24 protein-coding genes and 1 tRNA gene are annotated in these 26,581 nt (G+C 59.4%); 22 read left to right on the forward strand and 3 right to left on the reverse strand.

Features of this window, described 5'->3' with window-relative positions; all coding sequences use genetic code 11:
- Positions 1–44 precede the first annotated feature (44 nt).
- Positions 45–563: an outer membrane protein assembly factor BamE gene (locus WA145_RS15950; RefSeq protein WP_422582506.1), complete on the reverse strand. Its 519-nt coding sequence runs from the start codon at positions 561–563 to the stop codon at positions 45–47.
- Between the two features lie 97 nt (positions 564–660).
- Between WA145_RS15950 and fur the strand changes: the two genes are divergently transcribed.
- The gene (fur, locus tag WA145_RS15955) at positions 661–1,065 is read left to right on the forward strand and encodes a ferric iron uptake transcriptional regulator (protein WP_311090729.1); all 405 of its coding nucleotides are present in this window, start codon (positions 661–663) and stop codon (positions 1,063–1,065) included.
- A 61-nt stretch (positions 1,066–1,126) separates the two neighbouring features.
- On the opposite strand, the gene recN is transcribed toward fur, so the two are convergent.
- Positions 1,127–2,812 (reverse strand): DNA repair protein RecN, encoded by a 1,686-nt coding sequence (gene recN / locus WA145_RS15960; protein ID WP_422582507.1) that lies wholly within the window; start codon positions 2,810–2,812, stop codon positions 1,127–1,129.
- Between the two features lie 155 nt (positions 2,813–2,967).
- Between recN and grpE the strand changes: the two genes are divergently transcribed.
- From grpE to WA145_RS16000, 8 genes are all read left to right on the forward strand, one after another.
- A complete protein-coding gene (gene grpE / locus WA145_RS15965) occupies positions 2,968–3,537 on the forward strand; it encodes a nucleotide exchange factor GrpE (protein WP_422582508.1) in 570 nt (189 codons plus the stop codon).
- 99 nt (positions 3,538–3,636) lie between these two features.
- On the forward strand, positions 3,637–5,553 hold the full coding sequence (dnaK, locus tag WA145_RS15970; protein WP_422582509.1) for a molecular chaperone DnaK: 1,917 nt from the start codon (positions 3,637–3,639) through the stop codon (positions 5,551–5,553).
- A 126-nt stretch (positions 5,554–5,679) separates the two neighbouring features.
- Positions 5,680–6,807, forward strand: coding sequence for a molecular chaperone DnaJ (gene dnaJ, locus WA145_RS15975; protein WP_422582510.1), 1,128 nt, complete (start codon positions 5,680–5,682; stop codon positions 6,805–6,807).
- 70 nt (positions 6,808–6,877) lie between these two features.
- Positions 6,878–7,681, forward strand: coding sequence for a 4-hydroxy-tetrahydrodipicolinate reductase (gene dapB, locus WA145_RS15980; RefSeq protein WP_422582511.1), 804 nt, complete (start codon positions 6,878–6,880; stop codon positions 7,679–7,681).
- Positions 7,682–7,901: 220 nt separating this feature from the next.
- Positions 7,902–9,050 carry a glutamine-hydrolyzing carbamoyl-phosphate synthase small subunit gene (gene carA / locus WA145_RS15985; protein ID WP_422582512.1) on the forward strand — a complete coding sequence of 383 codons (1,149 nt, stop codon included), beginning with the start codon at positions 7,902–7,904 and terminating at the stop codon, positions 9,048–9,050.
- 36 nt (positions 9,051–9,086) lie between these two features.
- The gene (gene carB, locus WA145_RS15990) at positions 9,087–12,308 is read left to right on the forward strand and encodes a carbamoyl-phosphate synthase large subunit (protein WP_422582513.1); all 3,222 of its coding nucleotides are present in this window, start codon (positions 9,087–9,089) and stop codon (positions 12,306–12,308) included.
- Positions 12,305–12,781 carry a transcription elongation factor GreA gene (greA, locus tag WA145_RS15995; RefSeq protein ID WP_422582514.1) on the forward strand — a complete coding sequence of 159 codons (477 nt, stop codon included), beginning with the start codon at positions 12,305–12,307 and terminating at the stop codon, positions 12,779–12,781. Before carB ends, greA begins: the two co-directional genes overlap by 4 nt.
- On the forward strand, positions 12,753–13,199 hold the full coding sequence (locus WA145_RS16000; RefSeq protein WP_422582515.1) for a DUF4149 domain-containing protein: 447 nt from the start codon (positions 12,753–12,755) through the stop codon (positions 13,197–13,199). The genes greA and WA145_RS16000 overlap by 29 nt, the downstream gene beginning before the upstream one ends.
- A gap of 63 nt (positions 13,200–13,262) precedes the next feature.
- On the opposite strand, the gene yhbY is transcribed toward WA145_RS16000, so the two are convergent.
- Positions 13,263–13,574: a ribosome assembly RNA-binding protein YhbY gene (gene yhbY / locus WA145_RS16005; RefSeq protein WP_422582516.1), complete on the reverse strand. Its 312-nt coding sequence runs from the start codon at positions 13,572–13,574 to the stop codon at positions 13,263–13,265.
- A 115-nt stretch (positions 13,575–13,689) separates the two neighbouring features.
- Between yhbY and rlmE the strand changes: the two genes are divergently transcribed.
- The 13 genes from rlmE to WA145_RS16070 all read left to right on the forward strand — a co-directional run.
- Positions 13,690–14,313: a 23S rRNA (uridine(2552)-2'-O)-methyltransferase RlmE gene (gene rlmE, locus WA145_RS16010; protein WP_275961691.1), complete on the forward strand. Its 624-nt coding sequence runs from the start codon at positions 13,690–13,692 to the stop codon at positions 14,311–14,313.
- Between the two features lie 181 nt (positions 14,314–14,494).
- A complete protein-coding gene (ftsH, locus tag WA145_RS16015; RefSeq protein ID WP_422582517.1) occupies positions 14,495–16,411 on the forward strand; it encodes an ATP-dependent zinc metalloprotease FtsH in 1,917 nt (638 codons plus the stop codon).
- An 8-nt stretch (positions 16,412–16,419) separates the two neighbouring features.
- Positions 16,420–17,271: a dihydropteroate synthase gene (folP, locus tag WA145_RS16020; protein WP_422582518.1), complete on the forward strand. Its 852-nt coding sequence runs from the start codon at positions 16,420–16,422 to the stop codon at positions 17,269–17,271.
- 18 nt (positions 17,272–17,289) lie between these two features.
- Positions 17,290–18,627 (forward strand): phosphoglucosamine mutase, encoded by a 1,338-nt coding sequence (gene glmM, locus WA145_RS16025; RefSeq protein ID WP_422582519.1) that lies wholly within the window; start codon positions 17,290–17,292, stop codon positions 18,625–18,627.
- Positions 18,628–18,692: 65 nt separating this feature from the next.
- Positions 18,693–19,448 (forward strand): triose-phosphate isomerase, encoded by a 756-nt coding sequence (gene tpiA / locus WA145_RS16030; RefSeq protein WP_422582520.1) that lies wholly within the window; start codon positions 18,693–18,695, stop codon positions 19,446–19,448.
- Positions 19,411–19,836, forward strand: coding sequence for a preprotein translocase subunit SecG (gene secG / locus WA145_RS16035; RefSeq protein WP_422582527.1), 426 nt, complete (start codon positions 19,411–19,413; stop codon positions 19,834–19,836). The genes tpiA and secG overlap by 38 nt, the downstream gene beginning before the upstream one ends.
- 32 nt (positions 19,837–19,868) lie before the next feature.
- Positions 19,869–19,954: transfer RNA gene (locus WA145_RS16040), tRNA-Leu, on the forward strand.
- A gap of 301 nt (positions 19,955–20,255) precedes the next feature.
- Positions 20,256–20,717 (forward strand): ribosome maturation factor RimP, encoded by a 462-nt coding sequence (gene rimP, locus WA145_RS16045; RefSeq protein ID WP_422582521.1) that lies wholly within the window; start codon positions 20,256–20,258, stop codon positions 20,715–20,717.
- Between the two features lie 85 nt (positions 20,718–20,802).
- On the forward strand, positions 20,803–22,284 hold the full coding sequence (gene nusA, locus WA145_RS16050; RefSeq protein ID WP_422582522.1) for a transcription termination factor NusA: 1,482 nt from the start codon (positions 20,803–20,805) through the stop codon (positions 22,282–22,284).
- Positions 22,285–22,311: 27 nt separating this feature from the next.
- Positions 22,312–24,801, forward strand: a complete 2,490-nt coding sequence (gene infB / locus WA145_RS16055; RefSeq protein ID WP_422582523.1) for a translation initiation factor IF-2 — start codon at positions 22,312–22,314, stop codon at positions 24,799–24,801.
- Between the two features lie 108 nt (positions 24,802–24,909).
- Positions 24,910–25,302: a 30S ribosome-binding factor RbfA gene (gene rbfA / locus WA145_RS16060; protein WP_422582524.1), complete on the forward strand. Its 393-nt coding sequence runs from the start codon at positions 24,910–24,912 to the stop codon at positions 25,300–25,302.
- Between the two features lie 16 nt (positions 25,303–25,318).
- Positions 25,319–26,239: a tRNA pseudouridine(55) synthase TruB gene (truB, locus tag WA145_RS16065; RefSeq protein ID WP_422582525.1), complete on the forward strand. Its 921-nt coding sequence runs from the start codon at positions 25,319–25,321 to the stop codon at positions 26,237–26,239.
- A 185-nt stretch (positions 26,240–26,424) separates the two neighbouring features.
- A partial coding sequence (locus tag WA145_RS16070; protein WP_422582528.1) for a 30S ribosomal protein S15 occupies positions 26,425–26,581 on the forward strand: 157 nt, incomplete at its 3' end.

Raw genomic sequence — 26,581 nt, forward strand, 5'->3', positions numbered from 1 at the left:
AAATAAAACCCCGGACATGTCCGGGGTTTTATTTAACAAAAAAGTTACTGCGGTGTACTTTCCAGAGGCTCTGGGGTGGGCACTGGCACGACTTTCACATCGTCCACTTCGCGCTGGATCTGTTCAAGCAGCGAGCCCGGTGCGGGCTTCTCTTCGACCTGTGGCTGCTGAGTGACCTGCGGGGTGGTGACGCCGCTGTCTTCGCCCAGGATGGCCTGGTCGCGGCTGACGCCCGGCATAAAGTCGCCAGACAAGCCGACAAGCTGGTCGTCGGCATTGAAATTCACGCTGACGCGCTCCTGCAGGCGCTTACCGCCGCCCGGCTGGATGCTGTACAGGTAATCCCAACGATTGGCGTGGAAAGTGTCAGTGAGCAGGGGGTTGCCCATGATAAACCGCACTTGCTTGCGGGTCATTCCCGGACGCAACTGGTCTATCATGTCCTGCGTGACGACATTGCCCTGTTGGATGTCGATTTTATAAACCCCGGGGAATGAACAACCGGCGAGTGCGAGTAGCCCCGTCAGGGTGAGGCTGGTCAGCAGGAGTTTGGTTTTTTGCATCGGTGGGCGACTTCCACTATCTTGGCTGGGCAATATAACCCCGGATCATACCCGCAATAAAGGAAGCTGCGAAGCCGCTTCCGTGAGAAAGCAGACCATGGTTGAAAATAGCGAACTACGCAAGGCTGGCCTGAAAGTGACCCTGCCACGGGTCAAGATACTGCAAATGCTCGACCACGCCGGTCAGCGTCACATGAGTGCTGAAGATGTCTACAAGGCGCTGATGGAGGCGGGTGACGACGTAGGTCTGGCAACTGTCTACCGCGTACTGACCCAGTTTGAAGCGGCAGGTCTGGTGGTTCGTCATAACTTCGATGGCGGTCATGCGGTCTTCGAATTGGCGGACAGCGGCCATCACGACCATATGGTCTGTGTCGATTCCGGTGATGTGATCGAGTTCTTCGATGCCGAGATCGAAAAACGCCAGAAAGAAATCGTCAAAGAGCACGGTTTTGAGCTGGTTGATCACAATCTTGTGCTCTATGTGCGCAAGAAAACCTGATTGATCTGTGTATGAAAAGGCGACCCTCGGGTCGCCTTTGTGCTTTCTAGGGGCTGTGCAGTCAGGCCTGGGCGCTGCCGACCATCTGCCGGGCGTGGGCCAGGGATTCCTCCGTGAGGTCCACGCCGCCGAGCATGCGTGCGATTTCCTCGACCCGCTGCGCCGGGCTCAGTTTGCTGACTGCGGTGCGGGTGGCATCGCTTTCGCGCACCTTGTGCACGAACAGGTGCTGATGGCCTTGCGCCGCGACTTGCGGCAGGTGGGTGACGGTGAGTACCTGGCCGCGCTCACCGAGGCGGCGCAGTAGCTGGCCGACCACTTCGGCAGTGGGGCCGCCGATGCCCACGTCCACTTCATCGAATACCAGGGTCGGCACCCGCGAGGTTTGTGCGGTGATCACCTGAATCGCCAGGCTGATGCGCGACAGCTCGCCGCCCGAGGCGACCTTGGCCAAGGCTTTCAGCGGTTGGCCGGGGTTGGCGCTGACCAGAAATTCCAGCTGCTCCAGGCCGTTGGGGTGCGGTTCGCTGTTGTTGTTGGCGCTGAGTTTGATATTGAAACGGCCCCCCGGCATGCCCAGGGTCTGCATTTCCTGCTCGACCGCGCTGGCCAGCTGGCTGGCAGCATTGTTGCGCAGGGTGCTGAGTTCCGCCGCTTTCTCCTGATAATGCCGTTCGAAAGCGGCCAGTTCGTCGCTCAGGCGTTCGGCGGCCTGGTCGTCGGCGTTGAGGCTTTCCAGTTCCTCGAACAGCTGTTGCTGCATGGCGCCCAGCTCGGTTGGCTGGATGCGGTGCTTGCGCGCCAGGGTGTAGATAGCGTCCAGACGTTCTTCCATTTGCTGCAGGCGCTCGGGGTCGGCGTCGAAGTGGTCGAGAAAACGGTTCAGCTCGCCGACGGCTTCTTCTACTTGGATCTGTGCGCTGGCCAGTAGGTTGCTGGCTTCGCTCAGTGCGCCGGGATGGCCCTGGAAGGCACTGAGGCGATTAAGGCTGCTGGTCAGGGCCGAGAGCACGTTGCCTGCGTCATTCTCGCTGCATTGCTCGATGACCAGGCGGCAGGCGCTGAGCAGACTTTCGGCGTTGGTCAGGTTTTTATGTTCCTGCTCCAGGTTGTCCAGCTCATCTTCGCCGAGGGCCAGGCTGTCGAGTTCTTCCAGTTGGTAGCTGAGCAGCTGATGACGGGCGCGCTGTTCATCGCCGATGCTGGAAACCCGCTCCAGCTCGTTCTTGGTCTGCTTCCAACGCTGCGCGGCGAGTTGCACCTGGCGCGCCAGCTCCTGGCTGCCGGCGTATTCATCGAGCAGGCGGCGGTGGGTCTCGGGTTTGAGCAGGGACTGGTGCTCATGCTGGCTGTGGATATCGATCAGCAGCTCGCCCAGGGCCTTGAGGTCACCTTGCGGGCAAGGTGAGCCGTTGATATAGCCGCGCGAGCGGCCTTCAGCGGTGATCACCCGGCGCAGAATGCATGGGCCGTCCTGATCTTGGTTCTGGCCCAGATCGCGTTCGGCCAACCAGGCACGGGCTTCGGGAATATCACTCAGGTCGAAGCTGGCGAGAATATCCGCCTTGTCCGCTCCGGGGCGCACCACGCCGCTGTCGGCACGATCACCCAAGGTCAGGCCGAGGGCGTCGAGCATAATCGACTTGCCGGCGCCGGTTTCCCCGCTGATCACGCTCATGCCGGCGTCCAGCTCTAGATCAAGGTGTTCAACGATGGCGTAATTGTGTACGGACAGGTGCACCAGCATGGTGGGGGCCTCCCAAGTTCATGTCTGGTTATTTATACAGTGTTTTTTTGTGGGCTGACAATCCGTCTGCTGTCCTTGAAACCACATTTTTTGACCCCATATAGCGGTCAGGCACGTGAGCTGAGGCTCGCGTCGGATTTTAAGAGGAGAGACGCATGGCTGACGAACAGACCCTGGACACGCAGAACCCCGATGTACAAACAGCTGCCGAAGCGGCTGCGGGTGATGACCTGGTTGCCCGCGTGCAAGCGCTGGAAGAGCAACTGGCTACTGCGCAGGATCAGTCGCTGCGCATGGCTGCCGATCTGCAGAACGTGCGCCGCCGCGCCGAGCAGGATGTAGAAAAGGCGCACAAATTTGCGCTGGAGCGGTTCGCCAACGATCTGTTGCCGGTGGTGGATAGTCTGGAGCGCGGCCTTGAGCTGTCGAATCCGGATGATGAGGCGATCAAGGCAGTACGAGAGGGCATGGAACTGACGCTCAAGTTGTTCCACGACACCCTCAAACGCTACCAGCTGGAAGCCATTGACCCGCATGGTGCGCCGTTCAATGCCGAGCATCATCAGGCCATGGCGATGCAGGAAAGCACCCATGTTGAGCCCAATAGCGTGCTCAAGGTGTTCCAGAAGGGCTACACGCTCAATGGCCGTCTGCTGCGCCCCGCCATGGTGGTGGTCAGCAAGGCGCCGGTCGAAGCGCCGCCATCGATCGATGAGCAGGCTTGAAATTCGCCGAGCCGCCCCCATTAAACAGCCAAGCGTTTTAGTGCTACCGCCGCTGACAACGATCAGCGGCGGGATTATCAAAGTTTCGGGAGAGTGAAGATGGGCAAAATTATTGGTATCGACCTGGGAACCACCAACTCCTGCGTCTCCATTCTGGAAAATGGCAGCGTCAAGGTTATCGAGAACGCCGAAGGCGCGCGCACCACGCCGTCGATCATCGCGTACGCCGGCGATGGCGAAATCCTCGTCGGTCAGTCGGCCAAGCGCCAGGCGGTGACCAATCCGCATAACACCCTGTACGCGGTGAAGCGCTTGATCGGTCGTCGTTTCGACGAAGATGTCGTGCAGAAAGACATCCAGATGGTGCCGTACAAGATTGTCAAAGCCGACAACAACGACGCCTGGGTAGAAGTGAACGGCCAGAAGATGGCGCCGCCACAAATCTCGGCCGAAATTCTGAAGAAGATGAAGAAGACCGCCGAAGACTACCTCGGCGAGCCAGTGACCGAAGCGGTTATCACAGTTCCTGCGTATTTCAACGACAGCCAGCGTCAGGCCACCAAAGACGCCGGCCGCATCGCCGGTCTGGACGTCAAGCGCATCATCAACGAGCCTACCGCAGCCGCTCTGGCTTACGGTATGGACAAGGCCAAGGGCGATCACACCGTGATCGTCTATGACCTGGGTGGCGGTACCTTCGACGTGTCGGTGATCGAGATCGCCGAAGTCGACGGTGAGCACCAGTTCGAAGTGTTGGCCACCAACGGTGACACCTTCCTCGGCGGTGAAGACTTCGACATTCGTCTGATCGACTACCTGGTTGACGAGTTCAAGAAAGAAAGCGGCATGAACCTCAAGGGTGACCCGCTGGCCATGCAGCGCCTGAAAGAAGCCGCTGAAAAAGCCAAGATCGAGCTGTCCTCGAGCCAGTCGACCGATGTGAATCTGCCTTACATCACTGCAGACGCCAGCGGTCCTAAGCACCTGAACGTGAAGATTTCCCGCGCCAAGCTGGAATCGCTGGTCGAAGACCTGGTGCAGCGCACCATCGAGCCTTGCCGTATCGCGCTGAAAGACGCCGGTATCGACATCGGCAAGATCAACGACGTGATCCTGGTCGGCGGTCAGACCCGTATGCCGCTGGTGCAGAAGCTGGTGACCGATTTCTTCGGTAAAGAAGCGCGTAAGGACGTCAATCCGGACGAAGCGGTGGCCATGGGCGCGGCTATCCAGGGCGCGGTACTGGCGGGTGACGTGAAAGACGTGCTGCTGCTCGACGTCAGCCCGCTGACCCTGGGTATCGAAACCATGGGCGGCGTGATGACTGCGCTGATCGAGAAGAACACCACCATCCCGACCAAGAAATCCCAGGTGTTTTCCACCGCCGACGACAACCAGGGCGCGGTGACCATTCACGTGCTGCAGGGCGAGCGCAAGCAAGCCGCGCAGAACAAGTCGCTGGGCAAGTTCGACCTGGCCGAGATTCCGCCGGCTCCGCGTGGCGTGCCGCAGATCGAAGTGACCTTCGATATCGATGCCAACGGCATCCTGCACGTCGGCGCGAAAGACAAGGCGACCGGCAAGACGCAGTCGATCGTGATCAAGGCCAACTCCGGTCTGTCCGAGGAAGAAATTCAGCAGATGGTTCGCGATGCTGAAATCAACGCCGAGGAAGACCGCAAGTTCGAAGAGCTGGCCACTGCGCGTAACCAGGGCGATCAGTTGGTGCACGCCACCCGTAAGATGATCGTCGAGGCGGGCGACAAGGCCACTGCTGAGGAAAAGGCTGCGATTGAAACCGCATTGAGCGCACTGGAAGTGGCGATCAAGGGCGACGACAAGGCTGACATCGATGCCAAGATGACCGCGCTGTCCGAAGTGACCGCACCACTTGCGCAGAAGATGTACGCCGAGCAGCCGCAGCCGGGCGCTCAGGCCGCCGGTGGTGAGCAAGCCAAGGACGCAGCGGACGACGTGGTCGACGCTGAGTTCGAAGAGGTCAAAGACAGCAAATAAATAGGCGCAAGCTTATGCCGCTCTGGCCGGGCGCGACACGAGTCGCGTTCGGCATGATCCGCCGCGCGGGAGCTTGCTCCCGCGTTGGCGTGTCTGGAGTAGACGATTTAAAGGTGTTGAAGACTTATGGCTAAACGCGATTTTTACGAAGTGCTCGGTGTCGAGCGCGGTGCCAGCGAAGCGGAGCTGAAAAAAGCCTACCGCCGCCTGGCCATGAAGTATCACCCGGACCGTAATCCTGACGATAAAGCCTCGGAAGAGAAGTTCAAGGAAGCCAACGAGGCTTACGAAGTGCTCTCCGATGCGGCCAAACGCTCGGCTTACGATCAGTACGGGCATGCCGGTGTTGATCCGCAGATGGGCGGTGGCGGTGGCGGCCCGGGGGGGGCGAACTTCTCCGATATTTTCGGCGACGTATTCAGCGATTTCTTCGGTGGCGGCGGTCGTGGTGGCTCACGCGGCGGCGCGCAGCGCGGCAGTGACCTGCGTTACACCCTGGAGCTGGACCTGGAAGAAGCGGTGCGCGGCACTACGGTGACCATTCGCGTACCGACCCTGGTCAACTGCAAACCCTGCGATGGCTCGGGGGCGAAGAAGGGCACCAGTCCGGTGACCTGTACCACCTGTGGCGGTATTGGCCAGGTGCGTATGCAGCAGGGCTTCTTCTCGGTGCAGCAGACCTGCCCGCGCTGCCACGGCAGTGGCAAGATGATCACCGACCCGTGCGGTACCTGTCACGGCCACGGCCGGGTCGAAGAACACAAGACCCTGTCGGTGAAAGTCCCGGCCGGCGTCGACACTGGCGACCGTATTCGTCTGTCCGGTGAAGGCGAGGCGGGTGCCATGGGTGGTCCAGCGGGCGATCTGTACGTGGTGGTGAATGTGCGTGAGCACGCGATCTTCCAGCGCGATGGCAAGCACCTGTACTGCGAGGTGCCGATCAGCTTTGCCGATGCGGCCCTGGGCGGCGAGCTGGAAGTGCCGACCCTGGATGGCCGGGTCAAGCTGAAAATTCCGGAAGGCACCCAGACCGGCAAGATGTTCCGCCTGCGTGGCAAGGGCGTCGCCCCGGTGCGTGGTGGCGGTGCCGGCGACCTGATGTGCAAGGTGGCGGTGGAAACCCCGGTGCATCTGAATAAGCGTCAGCGCGAACTGCTCGACGAGTTCCGCAAGACCCTGGAAGGCGACAGCTCGCATTCGCCAAAGGCCAATGGCTGGTTCGAAGGCGTTAAGCGCTTCTTTGGCGATCTGTAAATCCCGCTGACAGGCTGTGCGCCGCTGAATGGCGGCTGCAGCCTGAGGCGACAGCTTGGAGCTGATAGTTATGCAACGTATTGCTGTGATGGGCGCCGCCGGGCGCATGGGCAAGACCCTGATCGAAGCCGTGCAGCTGGTCGATGGCGCACGCCTGAGTGCGGCGATTGATCGTGCCGACAGCAGCCTGGTCGGTGCGGATGTCGGAGAGCTGGTGGCGCAGGGCAAGATTGGTGTCAATCTGTCCGGTGACCTGAATGCGGTGCTCGATCAGTTCGATGTGCTGATCGACTTCACCCATCCATCGGTGACTCTGAAAAATCTGGAAATCTGTCGCCAGGCCGGCAAGGCCATGGTGATTGGCACCACCGGCTTTTCCCTGGAGGAAAAACAGCTGCTGGCCGATGCTGGTAAGCAGATTCCGATCGTGTTTGCCGCCAACTTCAGCGTCGGCGTCAATCTGTGTCTGAAATTGCTCGATACCGCAGCGCGCGTGCTCGGCGATGATGTAGATATTGAAATCATCGAAGCCCATCATCGCCACAAGGTCGATGCGCCGTCCGGTACCGCTCTGCGTATGGGGGAGGTGGTGGCCAATGCGTTGGGGCGTGATCTGCAGAAAGTCGCCGTCTATGGCCGTGAAGGCCAGACCGGTGCCCGCGAGCGCGAAACCATCGGGTTTGCCACGGTAAGGGCAGGCGATGTGGTGGGCGATCACACCGTGCTGTTCGCTGCCGATGGCGAGCGGGTGGAAATCACCCACAAGGCCTCCAGTCGTATGACCTTCGCCAAAGGCGCGGTGCGCGCGGCGCTGTGGCTGCAGGATCGTAAGCCGGGTCTGTACGACATGCAGGACGTTCTGGGGCTGAATTGAGGTTTAGCTGGGGCATTCTGTCGCAGGAATACGTTTTACCTGGGTATCAGGCGCAACTGGCGGTGGACCAAAAAGGCAGTTTCCTGTAAGCTTTCTGCTTTAGTGTGTCCACTAAAGTTGCGCAGAATGAATCAGATAAAAAAGCGGGGTGACGGTCGATACGTCATCCCGCTTTTTTACAATCTGCGTTTGCTTCACGTTTTGATTTCCGGAGGTTTTCTTGAGTAAGCCAGCCCTTAAACCTGCCATTTTGGCTCTTGCTGATGGCAGTATTTTTCGCGGCGAGGCCATCGGTGCCGATGGCCAAACTATTGGAGAGGTGGTTTTTAACACCGCCATGACCGGTTATCAGGAAATCCTTACCGATCCTTCCTATGCCCAGCAGATCGTCACCCTGACCTATCCGCATATCGGCAACACGGGGACTACTCCCGAGGATGCCGAGTCCAATCGCGTATGGGCTGCTGGTCTGATTATCCGTGACCTGCCGCTGACCTCCAGCAACTGGCGCAACAAACAGCCACTGGATGAGTACCTCAAGGCAAACGGCACCGTCGCCATCGCCGGTATCGATACCCGCCGCCTGACCCGCATTTTGCGTGAGAAAGGCTCGCAGAACGGCTGCATTCTGGTCGGCGCTGACGCCACCGAGGAAAAAGCCCTGGAGCTGGCGCGCAGCTTCCCCGGCCTCAAGGGCATGGACCTGGCCAAGGTGGTCAGCTGCACCGAACGCTACGAATGGCGCGCAAGCACCTGGAACCTGCAAGACGACAGCCATCCAGAAATCCCGGCCAGTGAGCTGAAGTACCATGTGGTGGCCTATGACTATGGCGTTAAGTGGAACATCCTGCGCATGCTGGTCGAGCGCGGTTGCCGCCTGACCGTGGTGCCGGCGCAGACGCCTGCTAGCGATGTGCTGGCGCTAAATCCCGATGGCGTATTCCTGTCCAACGGCCCTGGCGATCCCGAGCCGTGCGACTACGCGATCCAGGCGATCAAGGACGTGCTGGAAACCGAGATTCCGGTCTTCGGCATCTGCCTCGGCCACCAGCTGCTGGCCCTGGCCTCCGGTGCCAAGACCCTGAAAATGGGCCACGGCCACCACGGTGCCAACCACCCGGTGCAGGACCTCGATACCGGCGTGGTGATGATTACCAGCCAGAACCACGGTTTTGCCGTGGATGAGGCCACGCTGCCGGGCAATCTGCGGGCGATCCACAAGTCGCTGTTCGACGGTTCCCTGCAGGGCATCGAGCGTACCGACAAGGACGCCTTCAGCTTCCAGGGGCACCCCGAAGCGAGCCCCGGCCCAGCCGATGTGGCGCCGCTGTTCGACCGCTTTATCGAAACCATGGCCAAGCGCCGCTAAACCTCGCCGACTGACCCAAGGATTCGAGTAACTGCTATGCCAAAACGTACAGACATTAAAAGCATCCTGATCCTCGGCGCTGGCCCGATCGTTATCGGCCAGGCCTGCGAGTTCGACTATTCCGGTGCCCAGGCGTGTAAAGCGCTGAAAGAAGAGGGCTACCGGGTCATTCTGGTCAACTCCAACCCAGCCACCATCATGACCGACCCGGCCATGGCGGACGCCACCTATATCGAGCCGATCAAGTGGTCCACCGTGGCCAAGATCATCGAGAAGGAGCGCCCGGATGCGCTGCTGCCAACCATGGGCGGCCAGACTGCGCTGAACTGTGCGCTGGACCTGGAAAAGCACGGCATCCTGGAAAAATTCGGCGTCGAGATGATCGGTGCCAACGCCGACACCATCGACAAAGCCGAAGACCGCTCGCGCTTCGACAAGGCGATGAAAGACATCGGCCTGGCGTGCCCGGTTTCCGGTATCGCGCATAACATGGAAGAAGCCTACGGCGTGCTGGAGAAGGTCGGCTTCCCTTGCATCATCCGTCCGTCCTTCACCATGGGTGGCACCGGTGGCGGTATCGCTTACAACCGTGAAGAATTCGAAGAAATCTGCGCCCGCGGCCTGGATCTGTCGCCGACCAGCGAACTGCTGATCGACGAATCGCTGATCGGCTGGAAGGAATACGAGATGGAGGTGGTCCGCGACAAGAAGGACAACTGCATCATCGTCTGCGCCATCGAAAACTTCGACCCGATGGGCGTGCACACCGGTGACTCGATCACCGTGGCCCCGGCCCAGACCCTGACCGATAAGGAATACCAGATCCTGCGTAACGCCTCGCTGGCGGTGCTGCGTGAGATCGGCGTGGAAACTGGCGGCTCCAACGTGCAGTTCGGCATCTGCCCGAACACCGGGCGTATGGTGGTGATCGAGATGAACCCGCGCGTATCGCGGTCCTCGGCTCTGGCTTCCAAGGCTACCGGCTTCCCGATCGCCAAGATCGCTGCCAAGTTGGCCGTGGGTTACACCCTCGACGAGCTGTCCAACGACATTACCGGCGGTCGCACCCCGGCCTCGTTTGAGCCGGCCATTGACTATGTCGTGACCAAGATCCCGCGTTTTGCCTTCGAAAAATTCCCCAAGGCCGACGCGCGCCTGACCACCCAGATGAAATCGGTCGGTGAAGTCATGGCCATCGGCCGCACATTCCAGGAATCTCTGCAGAAAGCCCTGCGCGGTCTGGAAGTCGGCGTTTCGGGCCTCGATCCGATGCTCGACCTGGCCGATCCTGAAGCCGAAAGCACCCTTCGCCGCGAACTGACCGTGCCGAGCGCTGACCGTATCTGGTATATCGGCGATGCCTTCCGTGCCGGTAAGACCGTAGCCGAAGTGTTCGAGCTGACCAATATCGATGAATGGTTCCTGGTACAGATCGAAGACCTGATCAAGGACGAAGAGCGGATCAAGACCCTGGCGCTGTCCAGCATTGATCGTGACTCGATGTACAAGCTCAAGCGCAAAGGCTTCTCCGACATCCGCCTGGCCAAGCTGCTGGGCGTGACCGAGAAGACCCTGCGCAGCCAACGCCACAAGCTCAAGGTGTTGCCGGTGTACAAGCGCGTGGACACCTGCGCCGCCGAGTTCGCCACCGACACCGCTTATATGTACTCGACCTACGAGGAAGAGTGCGAAGCCAATCCGTCGGCCCGCGACAAGATCATGATCCTCGGTGGCGGCCCGAACCGAATCGGTCAGGGCATCGAGTTCGACTACTGCTGCGTGCACGCGGCCCTGGCCCTGCGTGAAGATGGTTACGAGACCATCATGGTCAACTGCAACCCGGAAACCGTCTCCACCGATTACGATACCTCCGATCGCCTGTACTTCGAGCCGGTGACCCTGGAAGACGTGCTGGAAATCGTCCGCGTCGAGCAACCCAAAGGCGTGATCGTGCAGTACGGCGGGCAGACCCCGCTGAAGATCTGTCGCGCCCTGGAAGAGGCTGGCGTGCCGATCATCGGCACTAGCCCTGACGCCATCGACCGCGCCGAAGACCGCGAGCGTTTCCAGCAGATGGTGCAGCGTCTGGGTCTGCGTCAGCCGGCTAACGCCACCGCGCGCAGCGAAGACGAAGCCCTGGCGCACTCCAAGACCATCGGCTATCCGCTGGTGGTGCGTCCGTCCTATGTACTGGGCGGCCGCGCGATGGAAATCGTCTACCAGGAAGACGAACTCAAGCGCTATATGCGCGAAGCGGTAAAAGTCTCCAATGACAGCCCGGTGCTGCTCGACCACTTCCTCAACTGCGCCATCGAAGTGGACGTGGATGCGGTGTGTGACGGCGAAACCGTGGTGATCGGCGCGATCATGCAGCACATCGAACAGGCTGGTGTGCACTCCGGTGACTCGGCCTGCTCGCTGCCGCCCTACTCGCTGCCGGCGCACATCCAGGACGAGATTCGTGACCAGGTCAAGAAAATGGCCCTGGAACTCAATGTGGTCGGTCTGATGAACGTGCAGATGGCCGTGCAGGGCGAAGACATCTTCGTTATCGAAGTCAATCCGCGCGCCTCGCGTACCGTGCCGTTTGTCTCCAAGTGCGTCGGCGTCTCGCTGGCCAAAGTGGCGGCGCGCGTCATGGCGGGCAAGTCGCTGGCTGAGGCCGGCTACACTGCCGAAATCATCCCGCCGTATTTCAGCGTCAAGGAAGCGGTGTTCCCGTTCGCCAAGTTCCCAGGCGTCGACCCTATCCTCGGCCCAGAAATGAAGTCCACCGGTGAAGTCATGGGCGTCGGCGATACCTTCGGTGAGGCCTTCGCCAAGGCACAGTCGGGTGCCAGTGAAATTCTGCCGAACGCCGGCGTGGCCTTTATCAGTGTGCGTGACGACGACAAGCCGCTGGTGGCTGGCGTGGCCCGCGACCTGATCGAGCTGGGCTTTGAGGTGGTGGCCACCGCCGGTACCGCCAAGTTGATTGAAGCCGCTGGCCTGCCCGTGCGCCGGGTCAACAAGGTGACCGAAGGCCGTCCACACGTGGTCGACATGATCAAGAATGACGAAGTCACCCTGATCATCAACACCACTGAGGGGCGTCAGTCGATTGCCGACTCCTACTCCATTCGTCGTAACGCTCTGCAGCACAAGATCTACTGCACCACCACCATCGCGGCAGGGCAGGCGATCTGTGAGGCGCTGAAGTTCGGTCCCGAGAAGACCGTGCGCCGGCTGCAGGATCTGCACGCAGGAATCAAGGCATGATCAAATATCCCATGACCGTCCAGGGCGCGCGAGCCCTGGAAGAGGAGCACGCTCACCTGACCAAGGTGGTGCGCCCCAAGCTCAGCCAGGACATTGGCACCGCGCGCGAGCTCGGTGACCTCAAGGAGAACGCTGAATACCATGCCGCACGCGAGCAGCAGGGCATGGTCGAGGCGCGTATCCGTGATATCGAAGGTCGCCTGCAAAATGCGGTGATTATCGACGTCACCAGCATCGAGCACACCGGCAAGGTGATCTTCGGTACCACCGTTGAAATCGCCAACTGCGAAACCGATGAAAGCGTGACTTACCAGATCGTCGGTGAGGATGAGGCTGACATCAAGCAGCGCAAGATCTCCGTCGGCTCACCTATCGCCCGCGCCCTGGTCGGCAAGAGCGAGGGTGACGTGGTCGTGGTGCAGACGCCGAGCGGCGCGCTGGAGTATGAGATTGTCGAGGTTCGCCATCTCTAAGCCGGGTAGGCGCGATGCTGGCGCAATCAGCTGGCTGCTGGCGCAGACGCTTTGGGTCGGCGGTCTCTGGCTCCTGCATTTTCTGTTGCTGCCGGCAATTGCCAAGATTGGCCTGGCGTCACTGCTGATCGAGGAAATCGGTAATGCCCTGCGCCCGCTGTTGATCGGTTTGGCAGCGGTGTGTGCCGGGTTGCAGGTGCTGGTGCTGGTTCGCGCCGAACGCCTGGCAAGCCTGTGGCGTGATCCTCGCGGGCAGTTGCTGCTGGTCGTGGTGGCTATGGCGGGCAGTTACTTCGCGGTGCGCCAACTGCTGCCCGGGTCTGAACTCTGGTTGATGTTCAGTTATCTGGTCATGGCGTTTTGCGGGTTGTTATTGGTCTTGCAGCCAGTACCGCAAAAACTCAGGCATAGGCTCTAAGCCGCAAGATTGGCCAGGTAGGGGGTTGCAAAGGCGCTGACGCGCCTTGCAGCGGCTGATCAATCAGCCGTGATGACGGTGAACGTTGGACAGGTTTTTGTTCACTTTCGGGTTCTTGCGGTAGATCAGCGCCATTTTGCCAATCACCTGAACCAGTTCGGCTTTGCCGGCTTTGCACAGCTCACTGATGGCCGTCAGGCGGTCTTCACGCTCGGTGATGCGTAATTGCACTTTAATCAGTTCATGATCGCTCAGGGCGCGTTCCAGTTCGGTCAGCACACCTTCGGTCAGGCCGTTATCAGCCACGATCAATACAGGCTTCAAATGGTGACCGATAGATTTGAATTGTTTCTTCTGCTCTTGAGTGAGCGGCATAATCTGATTCCTGCAATCTGGTAAATAAACAGCTCTGGTAAAAGCGGCGCTCAGTTTACCCGAGCGCTCTCGGAGCCGCCCAGATATTCATGCTTTGTACAGTTCGAGGTATTGCGTGGCCCGTTCCAAGACCAGTCAAGGTTGGCTGAAAGAGCATTTCAACGACCCCTACGTGAAAATGGCGCAGAAGGATGGCTATCGTTCGCGCGCCAGCTACAAGCTGCTGGAGATTCAGGAGAAGGATCGCATCCTGCGGCCTGGCATCACTGTAGTTGATTTGGGGGCTGCGCCTGGCGGCTGGTCGCAGGTCACCAGTCGGGTGATCGGTGACAAGGGGCGCTTGATCGCTTCAGATATTCTGGAGATGGACAGCATCCCCGACGTTACCTTTATCCAGGGCGACTTTACCGATGATGCGGTGTTTGCACAGATTCTCGAAGCCATCGGCGAACACCCGGTAGACCTTGTGATTTCCGATATGGCCCCCAATATGAGTGGAGTAAGGGAATCGGATCAGCCGCGCGCGATGTACCTGTGCGAGCTGGCGCTGGATTTGTCGACTCGGGTGCTGCGGCCGGGTGGTGATTTTCTGATCAAGATTTTCCAGGGTGAAGGTTTTGATCTGTACCACAAGCAGGTGCGCCAGCTGTTCGACAAGGTGCAGATGCGCAAGCCGCTGTCCTCGCGTGACCGCTCCCGCGAGCAATATATGCTGGCGCGAGGCTTTCGCGGCCTCTGATGGTTGCAGGCTTTGCGGCGAATTGTGGTGGGGTTTTGCGGTCTCACAACAAATAAAGGGTTACAGACGGCGTCTGCCAGGGGTGGGCGTTGTGTAGTAAGTTAGATCGGTACATAACTGGTCGTCATGCGAAGTACGCTTCGACACGGGGCCTGCTTCAGAGGGTAGCTAATTGAACGACATGGCAAAGAATCTGGTCCTGTGGCTGATCATCGCCGCCGTCTTGGTGACGGTGATGAACAATTTTTCCAGCCCGACTGAGTCGAACAAACTCAACTATTCGCAGTTTATCCAGCAGGTTCAGGATGGCGGCGTTAAGCGGGTGACGGTGGATGGTTTCATCATCAGCGGTACCCGTACCGATGGTTCATCGTTCGAGACCGTGCGTCCGGCGATTCAGGACAATGGTCTGATCAAGGACCTGATGGACAACAACGTCGAGATCGTCGGCAAGCAACCTGAGCAGCAGAGCATCTGGACTCAGCTGCTGGTGGCCAGCTTCCCGATTCTGGTGATCATCGCGGTGTTTATGTTCTTTATGCGCCAGATGCAAGGTGGCGCAGGCGGCAAGGGCGGGCCGATGAGCTTCGGCAAGTCCAAGGCGCGCCTGCTCTCGGAAGATCAGGTCAAGACCACCTTTGCTGACGTCGCCGGTTGCGACGAGGCCAAGGAAGAAGTCAGCGAGCTGGTTGAATTCCTGCGTGATCCGGGTAAGTTCCAGCGCCTTGGCGGTCGTATTCCGCGCGGTGTGCTGATGGTTGGCTCGCCTGGTACCGGTAAAACCCTGCTGGCCAAGGCAGTTGCCGGCGAAGCCAAGGTGCCGTTCTTCACCATTTCCGGTTCGGACTTCGTGGAAATGTTCGTCGGTGTCGGCGCATCCCGTGTGCGCGACATGTTCGAACAAGCGAAAAAGCACGCGCCGTGCATCATCTTTATCGACGAGATCGACGCCGTGGGCCGTCATCGTGGCGCTGGCATGGGTGGCGGTCACGACGAGCGTGAGCAGACCCTCAACCAGTTGCTGGTCGAGATGGACGGCTTCGAAATGAACGACGGCATCATCGTGATTGCCGCCACCAACCGTCCTGACGTGCTCGACCCAGCCTTGCTGCGTCCGGGTCGTTTCGATCGTCAGGTGGTGGTCGGCCTGCCGGATATCCGTGGCCGCGAGCAGATTCTCAAAGTCCATATGCGCAAAGTGCCGATGGGCGAAGACGTCGCCCCAGCCGTGATTGCGCGCGGCACGCCGGGCTTCTCCGGTGCCGACCTGGCTAACCTGGTCAACGAGGCTTCGCTGTTCGCTGCCCGTGCCGGTAAGCGTGTAGTCGAGATGAAAGAGTTCGAGCTGGCCAAAGACAAGATCATGATGGGCGCCGAGCGCAAGACCATGGTCATGTCGGATAAGGAAAAGCTCAATACCGCCTTCCACGAAGCCGGTCACGCGATTGTCGGGCGCCTGGTGCCTGAGCATGACCCGGTCTACAAGGTGTCGATCATTCCGCGCGGTCGTGCCCTGGGGGTGACCATGTTCCTGCCCGAGGAAGACCGTTACAGCCTGAGCAAGCGTGCGCTGACCAGTCAGATCTGCTCGTTGTTCGGTGGCCGTATCGCCGAAGAAATGACCCTGGGCTTCGATGGCGTCACCACCGGTGCATCGAACGACATCATGCGCGCCACCCAGTTGGCCAAGAACATGGTCACCAAGTGGGGCTTGTCGGAAAAACTCGGCCCGATGATGTATGCCGAAGAAGAGGGTGAAGTCTTCCTCGGTCGCAGCATGGGCAGTAATCAGAGCAATGTTTCTGCCGAAACCGCCAAGATAATCGACCAGGAAGTACGCAGCATCATCGATGGCTGCTACAGCACGGCTCGTCGTCTGCTGGAAGAAAACCGCGACAAGCTGGATGCCATGGCGCAGGCGCTGATGAAGTACGAAACCATCGACGCCGAGCAGATTGAAGACATCATGAATGGCCTCGCGCCACGTGAGCCGAAAGGCTGGCAGGGCGGTGACGACAACAACGGCACGCCGACTGCGCCTGTTGAGGTCGCTGAGTCCACAGAGAAGCCAATTGGTGGCCCAGCCGCCGAGCTCTAAGGTTTTCCATGTCTGTTGCGCCAACCTTTGGCCGGCTGCCCTGTGGCAGCCGGTTTCTTGATTTAAGCCGTCCGCACGTGATGGGCATCCTCAACGTCACTCCCGACTCGTTCTCCGATGGTGGGCGCTATGGCCAGCGTGATGCGGCGTTGCGCCATGCCGAGGCGATGCTGCAGGCGGGTGCGACACTGATTGATGTGGGTGGCGAGTCGACGCGACCCGGTGCCCGCGCGGTTTCCCCGGTTGAGGAGCTGGAGCGGGTTGCGCCGGTCGTCGAGGCCATTGCTCGCGAGCTGGATGTGATCATCTCGGTGGATACCTCAACGCCAGCAGTTATCCGCGAAACTGCGCGGCTGGGCGCTGGCTTGATCAATGATGTGCGCTCATTGCAGCGCGACGGCGCCCTGGATGCGGCGGCGGATAGCGGCCTGCCGGTGTGCCTGATGCATATGCGCGGCGAGCCATCCACCATGCAGCAAAACCCTGAATACCCTGACGTCGTGGCAGAAGTGCGCGAGTTTCTGCTTGAGCGGCTGGCGGCCTGTGCGGCGGCTGGGATTGGCGCCGAGCGAGTCATTCTTGATCCGGGTTTTGGTTTTGCGAAAACCCTGGAGCACAATCTTTCGCTGTTCAAGCATTTGCAGGCGTTGCATGCGTTGGGTCGGCCGCTGCTGGTCGGGGTGTCGCGCAAGAGTATGATCGGCAAGGTGCTGGGCCATGAAGTGGGCGAGCGCCTGTATGGCAGCCTGGCCTTGGCTGCATTGGCACTGAGCAAGGGCGCGCACATCCTGCGGGTCCACGACGTGGCGCAAACGGTCGATGTCGTACGGATGATCGCCGCAGTTGAAGCGGCTGAATAAGTTAGAAGGAATTGTGGGATGGGTCGAAAATATTTTGGTACTGACGGTATTCGTGGGCGTGTCGGTGACTTTCCCATTACCCCGGAGTTCATGCTCAAGCTCGGCTGGGCGGCCGGGATGGCGTTTCGCAAGCAGGGTAAGTGCCGCATCCTGATCGGTAAGGACACGCGTATCTCCGGTTATATGTTCGAGTCCGCCTTGGAGGCGGGTCTGTCTGCGGCCGGCGCAGATGTGATGCTGCTCGGCCCGATGCCGACACCGGCAATCGCCTACCTGACTCGTACCTTTCATGCTGAGGCCGGAATCGTTATCAGTGCCTCGCACAATCCGCACCACGACAACGGCATCAAATTCTTCTCGGGGCAGGGCACCAAGCTGCCGGACGAAATCGAGCTGATGATCGAAGAGCTGCTCGATCAGCCGATGACGGTGGTGGAGTCTGAGCAGTTGGGCAAGGTCTCGCGGATCAATGATGCCGCCGGCCGCTATATCGAATTCTGTAAGAGCAGTGTGCCGACTAGCACCGATTTTTCCGGGCTGAAGATTGTTGTCGATTGCGCCCATGGCGCGGCCTACAAGGTGGCGCCTAGCGTATTTCGCGAGTTGGGCGCACAGGTAACGGTGCTGTCGGCGCAGCCCAATGGCTTGAATATCAATGACAACTGCGGCTCGACCCACGTCGAGGCGCTACAGGCTGAAGTGCTGGCGCAGCAGGCTGATCTGGGTATCGCCTTCGACGGTGATGCGGATCGCGTGTTGATGGTCGATCATGCCGGTGCGGTGGTTGATGGTGATGAGTTGCTGTTTATCATCGCCCGTGACCTGCAGCAGCGCGGCAAGCTGCAGGGCGGGGTGGTCGGCACGCTGATGAGCAACCTCGGGCTGGAGCTGGCCCTGGCTGATCTGGGCATTCCCTTTGTGCGGGCCAAGGTGGGCGACCGCTACGTGATTGCCGAGTTGCTGTCGCGCAACTGGCAGTTGGGTGGGGAGAACTCCGGCCATCTGGTGTGTTTCCAGCACACCACGACGGGTGATGCGATCATCGCTGCGCTGCAGGTGCTGATGGCGCTCAAGCGCCGTGAGCAGACCCTGGGTGAGGCGCGTCTGGGTATGCAGAAGTGTCCGCAGGTACTGGTAAACGTACGCTTTGCCGGTGGCGTTGACCCGCTCGAGCATCCTGCCGTACAGCAGGCTAGCGCGCGGGTAACCGAGCAAATGGCCGGGCGTGGTCGGGTGCTGCTGCGTAAATCCGGCACCGAGCCGTTGGTGCGGGTTATGGTCGAGGGTGATGATGAAGGCCAGGTGCGCGGCTATGCCGATGAATTGGCTAAAGTTGTTGCGGATGTATGTGCTTGATTCGGCTTGCCAGTCGGGTAGCTGTTGGGTAACATCTGCGCCCTCTTTGACCGACGAGGTAAAGCATGCGTCGCCCAATGGTTGCTGGTAACTGGAAAATGCACGGTACCCGCGCCAGCGTAGCAGAGCTGATCAACGGTCTCAGTCAGCAGGTGTTGCCTGCTGATGTCGATGTAGTAGTTTTCCCGTCGTGTTTGCATCTTGGTCAGGTGGTTGATGGTCTGGCAGGCAAGGCTGTTGCAGTCGGTGCGCAAGATTGCGCGACCCAGGCGCAACAAGGTGCCTTGACGGGCGAGGTGGCGGCAAGTCAGTTGCATGACGCGCGCTGTTCGCTGGTACTGGTCGGTCACTCCGAGCGTAGATCGCTGTTGGGTGAAGGCGATGAAGTAGTGACGCGCAAATTTGCGGCGGCGCAGTCTTCAGGTTTGCTTCCGGTGCTGTGTGTCGGTGAGACCCTGGCCCAGCGTGAAGCGGGGCAGACACTTGAAGTGGTTGCTGCGCAGTTGTCTGCCGTGACCGCTGCGCTGGGTGTTGAGGTGTTTGCGCGTGCAGTCATTGCCTATGAGCCGGTTTGGGCTATTGGCACGGGTCTGACCGCATCGCCTGCGCAGGCGCAGGAAGTGCATGCGGCAATTCGCGCGCAGTTGGCGGCGAAAAGCCCTGAGTTGGCGGGCAAGGTAAGAATTCTTTATGGTGGCAGCGTCAAGGCCGCCAGTGCAGCCGAATTGTTCGGTATGCCGGATATCGATGGGGGGCTTGTGGGTGGAGCCTCTCTGAATGCGGATGAATTCGGTGCGATCTGTCGCGCCGCAGGAAGCTAAAGAAATGCTGGAAACAGTTATCGTTGTTCTTCATCTGCTGGGTGCTATCGGTGTTGTTGCGCTGGTTTTGCTGCAGCAGGGTAAAGGTGCGGACGCAGGTGCCTCGTTTGGTGCGGGTGCTTCTTCTACCGTGTTTGGTAGCCAAGGAACTACTACCTTTCTGAGTCGCGTTACTGCTATACTCGCCACCGCTTTTTTCATGACTAGCTTGGGTTTAGCGTTCTTTGCTAAAGACAAAGCTGATGGTATGGCTCAGGTCGGTTTGCCTGATCCAGCAGTCTTGGAAGTACAACAGGCTAAGCCAGCTGTTGAAGATGTACCTGTTCTTGATGCAACTAAGCCGGCTATCGAAGCGGCGGACGTACCTCAGGCTCCAGAGCAGCAGTAATACGCAGTAAGTTGTACGCAATAAACGATTTTGCCGAGGTGGTGGAATTGGTAGACACGCTACCTTGAGGTGGTAGTGGCCATAGGCTGTAGGGGTTCGAGTCCCCTCCTCGGTACCAATTTTCAGAAAGGCCCGCTCGAAGCGGGCCTTTTTGTTGCTGGAGTGTCGATTGACCCTGCTTGGGGTTCGGTCGTATAATCCGGCCCCAGCTTTGATGTGGGATTGAGCAGCAAGGTCGCTCCTCGGATGTTGAATCCGAAGCTGGCTGGGTAAAACCAGCCCCCGCATTGAGTTGCAGAGGAGCCCCTTTTAAGGGGCTTTTTGCTAGCTGGGTGACAGCTTTGCCGGCCTTTAGAGGGCGGTTCGATGATGGGCGATTCGCCCATTTTTTATTTTTACAGCATGCGCGAGGGGTTCAGGTGTCGAGCAAGCTAGAACAGTTGCAGGCCTTGGTGGCCCCGGTAGTCGAGGCTCTTGGCTACCAATGTTGGGGTGTCGAGTTCCTGTCACAAGGGCGGCATTCTCTGCTGCGAATTTATATTGATAAACAGCCTGGCGGTGTGTTGATTGAAGACTGTGAAATTGTCAGTCGGCAAATCAGCGGTGTACTCGATGTCGAGGACCCAATCAGCGCCGAGTACACCCTTGAGGTGTCCTCGCCAGGTATGGATCGGCCGCTGTTCACCCTTGAACAGTTCGCCAACCATGCCGGTGAGCAAGTGAAGATCAAGCTGCGTTCGCCTTTTGAAGGGCGGCGCAACTTCCAGGGCCTTCTGCGCGGTGTGGAAGAGCAGGACGTGGTAGTGCAGGTGGATGACCATGAGTTCCTGTTGCCGATCGACATGATCGACAAGGCCAACATTATCCCCAGGTTTGATTGAGACGCGGATCCCGCGCTACCTGTGCGAATTGCGCAGGTAGCGCGGATAGCGCAGATCCAATGGATTGCGAAAGGCGAGGCGTACGATGAGCAAAGAAGTACTGCTGGTTGTTGAGTCGGTATCCAATGAAAAGGGCGTGCCGGCCAGCGTGATTTTTGAGGCGCTGGAGCTGGCTTTGGCCACGGCTACCAAAAAGCGTTTTGAAGATGAAGTGGAGTTGCGTGTGGCGATCAATCGTCAGACCGGCAACTACGAAACATTCCGCTGCTGGACAGTGGTTGAAGAAAGTGACTTTGATGATCCTGCACACCAGGTCACCACTGACATGCCGCGCGCAGTCGAAGCCAACGCGAAAGTTGGTGAAGTGCTGGAAGAGAAGATCGAGTCCATCGAATTCGGTCGTATCGCCGCGCAAACTGCCAAGCAAGTGATTGTGCAGAAAGTCCGCGAAGCTGAGCGTGCTCAGGTGGTCGAGGCTTACCGCGAGCGCCTGGGTGAAATCATCTCCGGCACCGTGAAGAAAGTCACCCGTGACAGCGTGATCGTTGATCTGGGTAACAACGCTGAAGCCATGCTGGCCCGCGAAGACATCATCTCCCGCGAAACTTTCCGGGTAGGTGTGCGCCTGCGTGCGCTGCTCAAGGAAATTCGTACCGAGAACCGCGGCCCGCAGCTGATCCTCTCGCGTACCGCGCCGGAAATGCTGATCGAGCTGTTCCGCATCGAAGTGCCGGAAATCGCTGAAGAGCTGATTGAAGTCATGGGTGCGTCCCGTGATCCAGGTTCGCGCGCCAAACTGGCCGTGCGTTCCAAAGATAAACGCATCGACCCGCAAGGTGCCTGTATCGGCATGCGCGGTTCGCGCGTGCAGGCGGTCTCCGGCGAGTTGGCGGGCGAGCGTGTGGATATCGTGCTGTGGGATGACAATCCCGCGCAGTTCGTGATCAATGCCATGTCGCCGGCCGAAGTTGCCGCCATCATCGTCGACGAAGATGCCCATGCCATGGACATCGCCGTCGGCGCCGACAACCTTGCTCAGGCCATTGGCCGCGGCGGTCAGAACGTGCGCTTGGCCAGTCAGTTGACTGGCTGGACCTTGAACGTGATGACCGAGGCGGACATTCAGGCCAAGCAGCAAGCTGAAACAGGCGACATCTTGCAGCGCTTTATCGACGAGCTGGAAGTTGACGAAGAGCTGGCCCAGGTGTTGGTCGAAGAGGGCTTCACCAGCCTTGAAGAGATCGCCTACGTACCGATGGAAGAAATGCTCAGCATTGATGGCTTTGACGAGGATATCGTCAACGAGCTCCGCGCCCGTGCCAAAGATCGCCTGCTGACTAAAGCCATCGCCAACGAGGAAAAGCTGGCAGATGCCCACCCAGCCGAAGACTTGCTCTCGCTTGAGGGGATGGATAAGGCGCTTGCGCATGAACTGGCAGTGCGCGGCGTTGTTAACCGCGAAGACCTGGCCGAGCAGTCGATTGATGACCTGCTCGACATCGACGGTATCGACGCTGAGCGTGCCGGCAAGTTGATCATGGCCGCCCGAGCCCATTGGTTCGAGTAAGTAGTTGCGGCCTGAGGAGAGAAATACATGACGCACGTCACGGTGAAAGAACTGGCCCAAGTGGTCAATACGCCGGTTGAACGCCTGCTGCAGCAAATGAGTGAGGCAGGTTTGCCGCACAAAAGTGCCGAGCAAGCGGTGACCGACAGCGAGAAGCAGGCCCTGTTGGCTCATCTCAAGAGCAGTCACGGCGACAGCAAAACAGAAGAGCCGCGCAAGATTACCTTGCAGCGCAAGACCACCAGCACCCTGCGGGTTGCCGGCAGCAAGACCATCAGCGTTGAAGTGCGCAAGAAGAAGACCTTCGTTAAGCGCAGCGCTGAAGAAATTGAAGCTGAAAAGCAGCGTGAACTGGCTGAACAGCGCGCTGTAGCTGAAGCCGCCAAGGCCAAAGCGGACGAAGAAGCCAAGCGTCGCGCCGCAGAAGAAGCACTGCGCCCGGCACCTGCAGCTGGCGAGGCGGTAGTTGCAGCGGCTCCGGCTGTAGTGGTTGAGTTGCCAGTGATGGCTGCTCCTGCGGCAGACGAGCGTAAGAAAGATGAGCCGCGCCGCCCAGATAAAGTGCGCAATGATGATGCCGATCGTCGTGGTGGTGAGCGCAAGACCACCCAGCATCGTCCGACCGTCAAGGAAAAGGCTCCGGCGCCACGTGTTGCCCCGCGCTCCATTGACGAAGAAAGCGATAGCTTCCGTCGTGGCGGTCGCGGCAAGGCCAAGCTGAAGAAGCGTAACGCTCACGGCTTCCAGAGCCCGACGGGTCCGATCGTGCGTGAAGTGAAGATTGGCGAGACCATCACTGTGGGCGATCTGGCTCAGCAGATGTCGGTCAAGGCCGCTGAAATCATCAAATTCATGTTCAAGCTGGGTACCCCTGCGACCATCAACCAGGTGCTGGATCAGGAAACTGCCCAGTTGGTTGCTGAGGAGCTGGGCCACAAGGTCATCCTGGTCAGCGACACGGCTCTGGAAGACTCCCTGGCGGAATCACTGAAGTTCGAAGGCGAGACCTTCTCCCGTGCACCGGTCGTGACCGTAATGGGCCACGTTGACCACGGTAAGACCTCGCTGCTCGACTATATCCGTCGCGCCAAGGTTGCTGCTGGCGAAGCCGGTGGTATCACCCAGCACATCGGTGCCTACCACGTAGAAACCGAGCGCGGCATGGTCACCTTCCTCGACACCCCAGGCCACGCCGCGTTTACCGCCATGCGTGCCCGTGGTGCCAAGGCGACCGATATCGTGATTCTGGTGGTTGCAGCGGACGACGGCGTGATGCCGCAGACCATTGAAGCCGTTCAGCATGCCCAGGCTGCTGGCGTGCCGCTGGTGGTCGCGGTGAACAAGATCGACAAGCCAGGTGCAGATCTGGATCGCATCCGTAGCGAACTGTCGGTGCACGGCGTTACGTCGGAAGAGTGGGGCGGTGATACGCCGTTCGTATCGGTGTCGGCGAAAGTCGGTACTGGTGTCGACGAGCTGCTCGAAGCCGTTCTGCTGCAGGCCGAGATCCTCGAACTGAAAGCCACGCCATCGGCTCCAGGCCGTGGTGTGGTGGTCGAATCGCGCCTCGATAAAGGCCGCGGGCCGGTGGCCACCGTACTGGTTCAGGACGGTACCCTGCGTCAGGGCGATATGGTGCTGATCGGTTCCAACTACGGTCGTATCCGCGCCATGCTCGATGAGAATGGCAAGCCGATCAAAGAAGCTGGCCCGTCGATTCCGGTCGAGATTCTCGGTTTGGACGGCACTCCGGATGCTGGCGACGACATGAGTGTGCTGGCTGACGAGAAGAAAGCCCGCGAAGTCGCGCTGTTCCGTCAAGGCAAATTCCGCGAAGTGAAACTGGCCCGTGCCCACGCCGGCAAGCTGGAAAACATCTTCGAGAACATGGGCCAGGAAGAGAAGAAGACGCTCAACATCGTCCTCAAATCCGACGTCCGTGGTTCCCTGGAAGCACTGCAAGGCTCGCTCGGCGGCCTGGGTAACGATGAAGTGCAAGTGCGTGTGGTCGGTGGCGGCGTCGGTGGTATCACCGAGTCCGATGCCAACCTGGCGCTGGCCTCCAACGCGGTACTGTTCGGCTTCAACGTGCGGGCCGATGCTGGCGCGCGCAAGATCGTCGAGCAGGAAGGTCTGGATATGCGTTACTACAACGTGATCTACGACATCATCGAAGACGTCAAGAAAGCCCTTACCGGCATGCTCGGCAGCGATGTTCGCGAGAACATCCTGGGTATTGCCGAAGTGCGTGACGTGTTCCGTTCGCCGAAATTCGGTGCGATTGCCGGTTGTATGGTGGTCGAGGGTACGGTTCATCGTAACCGTCCGATCCGCGTACTGCGCGACGACGTGGTGATCTTCGAAGGCGAGCTGGAATCCCTGCGTCGCTTCAAAGACGATGCCTCCGAAGTGCGTAACGGCATGGAGTGTGGTATCGGCGTGAAGAGCTACAACGACGTCAAGGTCGGTGACAAGATCGAAGTGTTCGAGAAAGTCCAAGTGGCTCGTAGCCTGTAAGCACGAGTCGCAACACGCAGCGCCCGGCCCCGCTTTTGCGCGGCCGGGCGTTTGCCGCTTTTAGGTCCGCTGCTTTTCCGAGCAGTGTGACGAGTGAAGGTAGTAGAAATGGCCAAAGAATTTAGCCGGGCCCAGCGCATCGGCGACCAGATACAGCGCGAACTGGCGCAGTTGATCCGCCTGGAAATCAAAGACCCGCGCCTTGGCGGTCTGGTGACCATCACGGCGGTGGAAGTCAGCCGTGACTCCAGCCATGCCAAGGTGTTTGTCACCATCATGGGTGGCGAGCCGCAAGAGGGCGTCGATCCCGTGGTGCAGAGCATCAAGGTGCTCAACGATGCCAGTGGCTTCCTGCGTATGCAGTTGGGTAAGGCGATGAAGCTGCGCAGCGTGCCGAACCTGCGTTTCCATTACGACGAGAGCGTGATTCGCGGTGCGCAGCTGTCAGCACTGATCGAACGTGCAGTCAGCGAAGACCGTCAGCACGCTGATGAACCCTAGGCCAAGGAGTAAGCGCGTGGCCCAGGTCAAACGTATTCGTCGTGCCGTCGATGGCATCATCCTGCTGGATAAACCCAAGGGCTTTAGCTCCAACGCGGCGCTGCAAAAGGTCCGTTGGTTGCTCAATGCCGAGAAGGCCGGGCACACCGGCAGCCTCGATCCCTTGGCCACTGGTGTACTGCCGCTGTGCTTCGGCGAGGCAACCAAGTTTTCCCAGTACCTGCTGGATGCCGACAAAGGCTACGAAACCCTGATGCAGCTGGGAGTCACCACCACCACCGCCGATGCCGAGGGCGAAGTGCTGGAGCGTCGTCCGGTGACCGTTGGTCGCGCCGATATCGAAGCGGTTCTGCCCGCTTTTCGTGGTGAAATCAGCCAGATACCACCGATGTACTCGGCGCTCAAGCGTGACGGCCAACCACTTTACAAGCTGGCCCGTGCCGGTGAAGTAGTGGAGCGCGAGCCGCGTTCTGTTACTATTGCGCGCCTGGAATTACTGGGCTGCGAGGCAGAGCAAGCGCGCCTGGCAGTTGATTGCAGCAAAGGCACGTATATCCGCACCTTGGTCGAAGACATCGGCCACCTGCTGGGTTGCGGTGCACACGTTGCAGAGCTGCGCAGAACCAAGGCCGGCCCCTTCGATTTGAGCCGCACCGTCACACTCGAAGAGCTGGAACGGGTGCATGGCGAAGGTGGCAATGAAGCGGTTGACCAGTTCCTGCAACCGGTCGACAGCGGTTTGCAACACTGGCCGCTGCTGCAGTTCTCCGAGCACAGTTCGTTCTACTGGCTGCAAGGCCAGCCGGTACGCGCCCCGGAAGCGCCGAAGTTCGGCATGGTGCGGGTGCAAGATCACAATGGTCGCTTTATCGGTATCGGTGAAGTGAGCGAAGACGGGCGCATTGCGCCGCGGCGATTGATTGCAACCAAAGCCTAGGCTGGTTGAGAGAGAATTCGGTCGGCATGACCGTAGCGCAGGCACGGGGTTTCGGCTCTGGTCTGCGTGTATCGAGGGTGGCTGTTAATAGGCACGGTCATACCTCACTTAAAAACACGGGAAGCGATTCCCGGCCTATTGAAACTGTTGCACTGCAGCAGTTTCTTAACTGAGAGGATTGCCCCATGGCACTCAGCGTTGAAGAAAAAGCCCAGATCGTAACTGACTACCAGCAAGCTGCTGGCGACACCGGTAGCCCGGAAGTGCAAGTTGCACTGCTGTCCGCCAACATCAACAAGCTGCAAGGCCACTTCAAGGCCAACGGTAAAGACCACCACTCGC

Source organism: Pseudomonas sp. (genome assembly GCF_049301935.1).
Lineage (GTDB): Bacteria > Pseudomonadota > Gammaproteobacteria > Pseudomonadales > Pseudomonadaceae > Aquipseudomonas.

What these genes read in the sequence shown, in the direction of transcription:
- WA145_RS15950 (WP_422582506.1), bottom strand. Translation starts at nt 563, where the DNA reads ATGCAAAAAACCAAACTCCTGCTGACCAGCCTCACCCTGACGGGGCTA.
- fur (WP_311090729.1), top strand. Translation starts at nt 661, where the DNA reads ATGGTTGAAAATAGCGAACTACGCAAGGCTGGCCTGAAAGTGACCCTG.
- recN (WP_422582507.1), bottom strand. Translation starts at nt 2,812, where the DNA reads ATGCTGGTGCACCTGTCCGTACACAATTACGCCATCGTTGAACACCTT.
- grpE (WP_422582508.1), top strand. Translation starts at nt 2,968, where the DNA reads ATGGCTGACGAACAGACCCTGGACACGCAGAACCCCGATGTACAAACA.
- dnaK (WP_422582509.1), top strand. Translation starts at nt 3,637, where the DNA reads ATGGGCAAAATTATTGGTATCGACCTGGGAACCACCAACTCCTGCGTC.
- dnaJ (WP_422582510.1), top strand. Translation starts at nt 5,680, where the DNA reads ATGGCTAAACGCGATTTTTACGAAGTGCTCGGTGTCGAGCGCGGTGCC.
- dapB (WP_422582511.1), top strand. Translation starts at nt 6,878, where the DNA reads ATGCAACGTATTGCTGTGATGGGCGCCGCCGGGCGCATGGGCAAGACC.
- carB (WP_422582513.1), top strand. Translation starts at nt 9,087, where the DNA reads ATGCCAAAACGTACAGACATTAAAAGCATCCTGATCCTCGGCGCTGGC.
- greA (WP_422582514.1), top strand. Translation starts at nt 12,305, where the DNA reads ATGATCAAATATCCCATGACCGTCCAGGGCGCGCGAGCCCTGGAAGAG.
- WA145_RS16000 (WP_422582515.1), top strand. Translation starts at nt 12,753, where the DNA reads ATGAGATTGTCGAGGTTCGCCATCTCTAAGCCGGGTAGGCGCGATGCT.
- yhbY (WP_422582516.1), bottom strand. Translation starts at nt 13,574, where the DNA reads ATGCCGCTCACTCAAGAGCAGAAGAAACAATTCAAATCTATCGGTCAC.
- ftsH (WP_422582517.1), top strand. Translation starts at nt 14,495, where the DNA reads ATGGCAAAGAATCTGGTCCTGTGGCTGATCATCGCCGCCGTCTTGGTG.
- folP (WP_422582518.1), top strand. Translation starts at nt 16,420, where the DNA reads ATGTCTGTTGCGCCAACCTTTGGCCGGCTGCCCTGTGGCAGCCGGTTT.
- glmM (WP_422582519.1), top strand. Translation starts at nt 17,290, where the DNA reads ATGGGTCGAAAATATTTTGGTACTGACGGTATTCGTGGGCGTGTCGGT.
- tpiA (WP_422582520.1), top strand. Translation starts at nt 18,693, where the DNA reads ATGCGTCGCCCAATGGTTGCTGGTAACTGGAAAATGCACGGTACCCGC.
- secG (WP_422582527.1), top strand. Translation starts at nt 19,411, where the DNA reads ATGAATTCGGTGCGATCTGTCGCGCCGCAGGAAGCTAAAGAAATGCTG.
- nusA (WP_422582522.1), top strand. Translation starts at nt 20,803, where the DNA reads ATGAGCAAAGAAGTACTGCTGGTTGTTGAGTCGGTATCCAATGAAAAG.
- infB (WP_422582523.1), top strand. Translation starts at nt 22,312, where the DNA reads ATGACGCACGTCACGGTGAAAGAACTGGCCCAAGTGGTCAATACGCCG.
- rbfA (WP_422582524.1), top strand. Translation starts at nt 24,910, where the DNA reads ATGGCCAAAGAATTTAGCCGGGCCCAGCGCATCGGCGACCAGATACAG.